This is a genomic window from Blastococcus sp. CT_GayMR20 (assembly GCF_004570345.1).
The window spans coordinates 1-3,750 of record NZ_SPQM01000257.1; the positions used below are offsets into that span (position 1 = coordinate 1).

At 74.7% G+C, this 3,750-nt stretch carries 3 protein-coding genes and 2 pseudogenes; 2 read left to right on the top strand and 3 right to left on the bottom strand.

What is annotated here, in order from left to right:
- Window positions 1-347, bottom strand: a pseudogene (locus E4P40_RS26885) (thiamine biosynthesis protein ThiF); the annotation flags it as partial.
- A gap of 112 nt (window positions 348-459) precedes the next feature.
- On the bottom strand, window positions 460-612 hold the full coding sequence (locus E4P40_RS28405; protein ID WP_012950213.1) for a DUF5679 domain-containing protein: 153 nt from the start codon (window positions 610-612) through the stop codon (window positions 460-462).
- A gap of 401 nt (window positions 613-1,013) precedes the next feature.
- Here E4P40_RS28405 and E4P40_RS26890 point away from each other — a divergent pair, with 401 nt between their 5' ends.
- Entirely contained in the window at window positions 1,014-1,694 is a 681-nt protein-coding gene (locus tag E4P40_RS26890; protein WP_245160619.1) for a M48 family metallopeptidase, read from the top strand.
- A gap of 57 nt (window positions 1,695-1,751) precedes the next feature.
- Here E4P40_RS26890 and E4P40_RS26895 read toward each other — a convergent pair whose 3' ends face one another.
- Window positions 1,752-3,125: a zinc-dependent metalloprotease gene (locus E4P40_RS26895; RefSeq protein ID WP_135161359.1), complete on the bottom strand. Its 1,374-nt coding sequence runs from the start codon at window positions 3,123-3,125 to the stop codon at window positions 1,752-1,754.
- Between the two features lie 90 nt (window positions 3,126-3,215).
- Between E4P40_RS26895 and E4P40_RS26900 the strand changes: the two are divergent.
- Window positions 3,216-3,750: pseudogene (locus tag E4P40_RS26900) on the top strand (hypothetical protein); the annotation flags it as partial.

Here is a 3,750-nt window from a genome sequence, read left to right on the forward strand (position 1 = left end):
CCCACCGCCGCCGGGAGCTCGGTCGCCGTCCGGGCCGCGGCCGCCGGACCGGCCTCGGAGGCGACCAGGTCGGCGGCGTCGAGGTCCACGAGGAGCCCGCCGGCCCGCAACCCGGCCAGCACCGACGCGATCCCGTCGCGGTCCAGCCCGCCGCGCACGGCGTCGGCCAGCACCGTCCGCTGGGCCCGCCGCCCGTCCAGACCCCGCAGGAACGAGGCCACCCCGCCGGCGTCCGGGCCGAGCAGCAGCCCGTCGGCCGAGTCCACGCCGCCGATCTGGACCGCGGCCCGCCCGTGCCGCAGCAGCGGAGTGGCGGGAGGGAGGAGGGGGTGGGACGCGTCGCTCACCCCGGCAGCGTCGCAAGCGCAGGACCGGCCGCGCTGCCGTCGTCCACAGGCCCGGGGACGACGAACGGCGGCGCCCCGCTGAGGGGACGCCGCCGTTCGCAGCCCGGAGGGCTCAGGCCTTGCCGAGGATCCGGTTCATCTTGGTGCCGCACACGGGGCAGGTGCCCTGCGCCATGCGGCGGCCGGACTCGCTGACCTTGACCTCGCCGTCGAAGTCGCGCTTCTCCTTGCACTTCACGCAGTAGCCGTTGTAGCTCTCCGCCACGGGATCTCCTCGAAATCGGGGTGCCTCGGCACGCGCGCCGGGCGCCGTTGCGCAGGCACGCTACCCGTGCGCGCCGCCGGCGCTACCCCGGGCGCCCATGCGGACGTGCCCGACCAGCCGACCGCTGCCCACAGCCTGTGGACAAACGTGTGGATGCCATGGGGACGCCCCGGCGTGTCCCTGTGTGCGAACCGGGGACGGGATCGGGGCGTCGCCTCCGCCCGGTCCGGCGAACCCCGCCTCCGACCTGCTAGGACGCCGCCATCGGACCTGTGGACGGACACCGTGCGCAACCCTTGTCACCGGGTGGAGGGCGGTCGTGTCCACCGTCCGTGCGACGTGCACCCGAGTGGGTGCCTCCGCAGAGGCGCGCCGTCGCCGCAGTGGCTTACGGTGCCCCCGTGCCCGGTTCGACTCCCGACGCCTCGGCGTCCCTCGACCCGGCCGGCGGACTGCCGGCCGGCGGGTCCCGCCGCGCGCTGCCCGCCGCGCGGTCGGGCCGGGGACCGGTCGGGGGCGCCTCCGCCGAGGGTCCCCGTGCCGAGGGAGAGGAGGACGTCGTCGAGGTCCGGCGCAGCGCGCGCCGCCGCCGCACCGTCACCGCCTACCGCGAGCTCGGCCGCACCGTCGTCCTCATCCCGGCGGCGTTCAGCCCCGCCGAGGAGCGTCGCTGGGTCGCACAGATGGTCGCCAAGCTGCAGACCCGTGAGGAGCGCCGGAAGCGCTCCCTGGGTGGGGACGACGAGCTGATGCTGCGGGCGCGGGCGCTGTCGGCCGCGCACCTCGACGGGCTCGCCGAACCGGCCAGCGTGCGCTGGGTGGACAACCAGCACCGGCGCTGGGGCTCCTGCACCCCCGCCGACCGCAGCATCCGGCTGTCGAGCCGGCTGCGCTCGATGCCCGAGTACGTCGTCGACTACGTGCTGGTGCACGAGCTGGTCCACCTGCTCGAGCCCGGGCACGACGAGCGGTTCTGGACCATGGTCGCCCGCTATCCGCGGGCCGAGCGGGCCCGCGGCTTCCTCGAGGGCATCGAGCTGGCCGCGACCGCCGGGGCGGCCGGGGAGGACCTGGTCGACTGAAGAGAGGACCCCGTCCCTCTCATCCCTCGCACGCTCCGGCGAGCCTCCGGACAGGGCCTATTCCGGCGGATCGGTCCCGGCGGGAGGTTCCGGCCGCTCGTCCGGCTTCGCGTCGTCGGCGGTCAGTGCGGCGAGTTCGTCGTCCATGCTCTGCCGGCCCACGAAGTCCATCGGCTCGTCGAGGTCGTCCGACGTCGGCAGCAGGTCGGGATGCGACCAGAGCCGGTCACGGTCGGCGCTGCCGTACCGCTGACCCATGGCCGCCCAGACCGTCGCGGCGTCACGCAGCCGTCGGGGCCGCAGCTCCAGCCCGACCAGCGTCGCGAACGTCTGCTCGGCCGGGCCGCCCGACGCGCGCCGGCGGCGCATCGTCTCCGCCAGCGCGGAGTGGCCGGGCAGCCGGTCCTTCGCGGCCTCGGCCACGACTGTGTCGACCCAGCCCTCGACGAGCGCCAGGAGCGTCTCGAGGCGGCGCAGGGCCATCTGCTGCTCCGGCGTCTCCTCGGGCTCGAGGACGCCGCTGCCCAGGAGCTGCTGGATGCTCTCCGGGTTGCTGGGGTCCAGGCCGCCCTCCATCCCGGACATCGCCTCGTTGATCCCGCGCTCGATCGCCTCGCGGTCGATGGTGATGCCGCGGGCGTAGGCGTGGACGGCGTCCTGCAGCTGCTGGCGCAGCCACGGCACGTGGGCGAACAGCCGCTGCGAGGCGGCCTCCCGGAGCGCGAGGAACAACCGGACCTCGTCGGCGGGCCGGTCGAGGCCGGCGGCGAAGTCGGCCACGTTCTGCGGCACGAGCACGCCGGTGCCGGCCGGGGCGAGCGGCAGTCCGACGTCGGTGCTCGTGACCACCTCGTCGGCGAGCTTGCCCAGTGCCTGGCCGACCTGGGCGCCGAACATCAGCCCGCCCATCCGGCCCATGATCCCGGCGATCGGCCCGAACGACATGGCCGCCTCCTGGGGGAGGGCGCTGGTCATGGCGGCGACGACCTTCTCGGCGAGCGGATCGATGAGCGCCCCCCAGGCGGGCAAGGTCTGCTCCACCCACTCCACGCGCGACCAGGCGGCCGTCCGGTCGATCCCCGACGGCAGCTCGGTGACCTGGTCGAGCCAGAGGTCGGCGAGACGCAGCGCCTCGGCCACGGCGGTCCGCTCCGCATCGGAGGACGGCTGGTGCCCGGCCGCCAGCTGGCTGATCGCGCCCTGCCGGGCGAGGTCCCAGTTGACCGGTCCGCCGGACCAGCTCATCAGCTTCTGCAGCTCGGCGAACAGGGGCATCTTCCCGAGGACGTCCTCGGGCGACCCGCCGGCGCCGATGCTGCCGAACAGCGCGCCGAGCCCGAACGGGTCGCCGGCCGGGTTGCTGCCCTGTCCCTCGTCGCGGCGCTCGGGGTCGCGGTCGGGGAGCCCGAAGCCGAAGGGCACATCACTCATGCGTCCACGGTAGACGCCAGAAGGACCTCGTCCTCCCCAACCTTCGCACGCTCAGGTCGGGAGCCGGGGCGGGGCCTAAGCTGGCCCGTCGTGACCCGTCGGATGGCCGTCCTCGCCACCGGCGTCGTGCTGCTGGTGCTCTTCGGCCTGCTCGGCACGGCGCTCCCGGTGCCCTACGTCGCGCAGGTGCCCGGCCCGACGTTCAACACCCTGGGCGACATCGAGGGCGAGCCGATCATCAGCGTCGAGGGCCGGGAGCGCAACGAGGTCCGCGGCAACCTGAACCTGACGACCGTCGGGGTCAGCCGCGGTGGTCTCAGCCTGGTGCAGGCCGTCCGCGGTTGGTTCGACGACGAGGTGAGCGTCGTCCCCGAGGAGTCGGTGTACCCGCCGGACCGCTCCGAGGAGGAGACCCGGCAGGCCAACCGGGAGGCGTTCCTGACCTCCGAGCAGGCGGCCCAGTCCGTCGCGCTCGGTCACCTCGGCTACCCGGCGAAGGTCGTCGTGCAGGGCTTCGCCGAGGACTCGCCGTCGGAGGACGCACTCGAGGAGGGCGACGCCCTGGAGGCGATCGACGGCCGTCCCGTGCCCGACGTCGACGCCCTCGACGCAGTGCTCGACGACA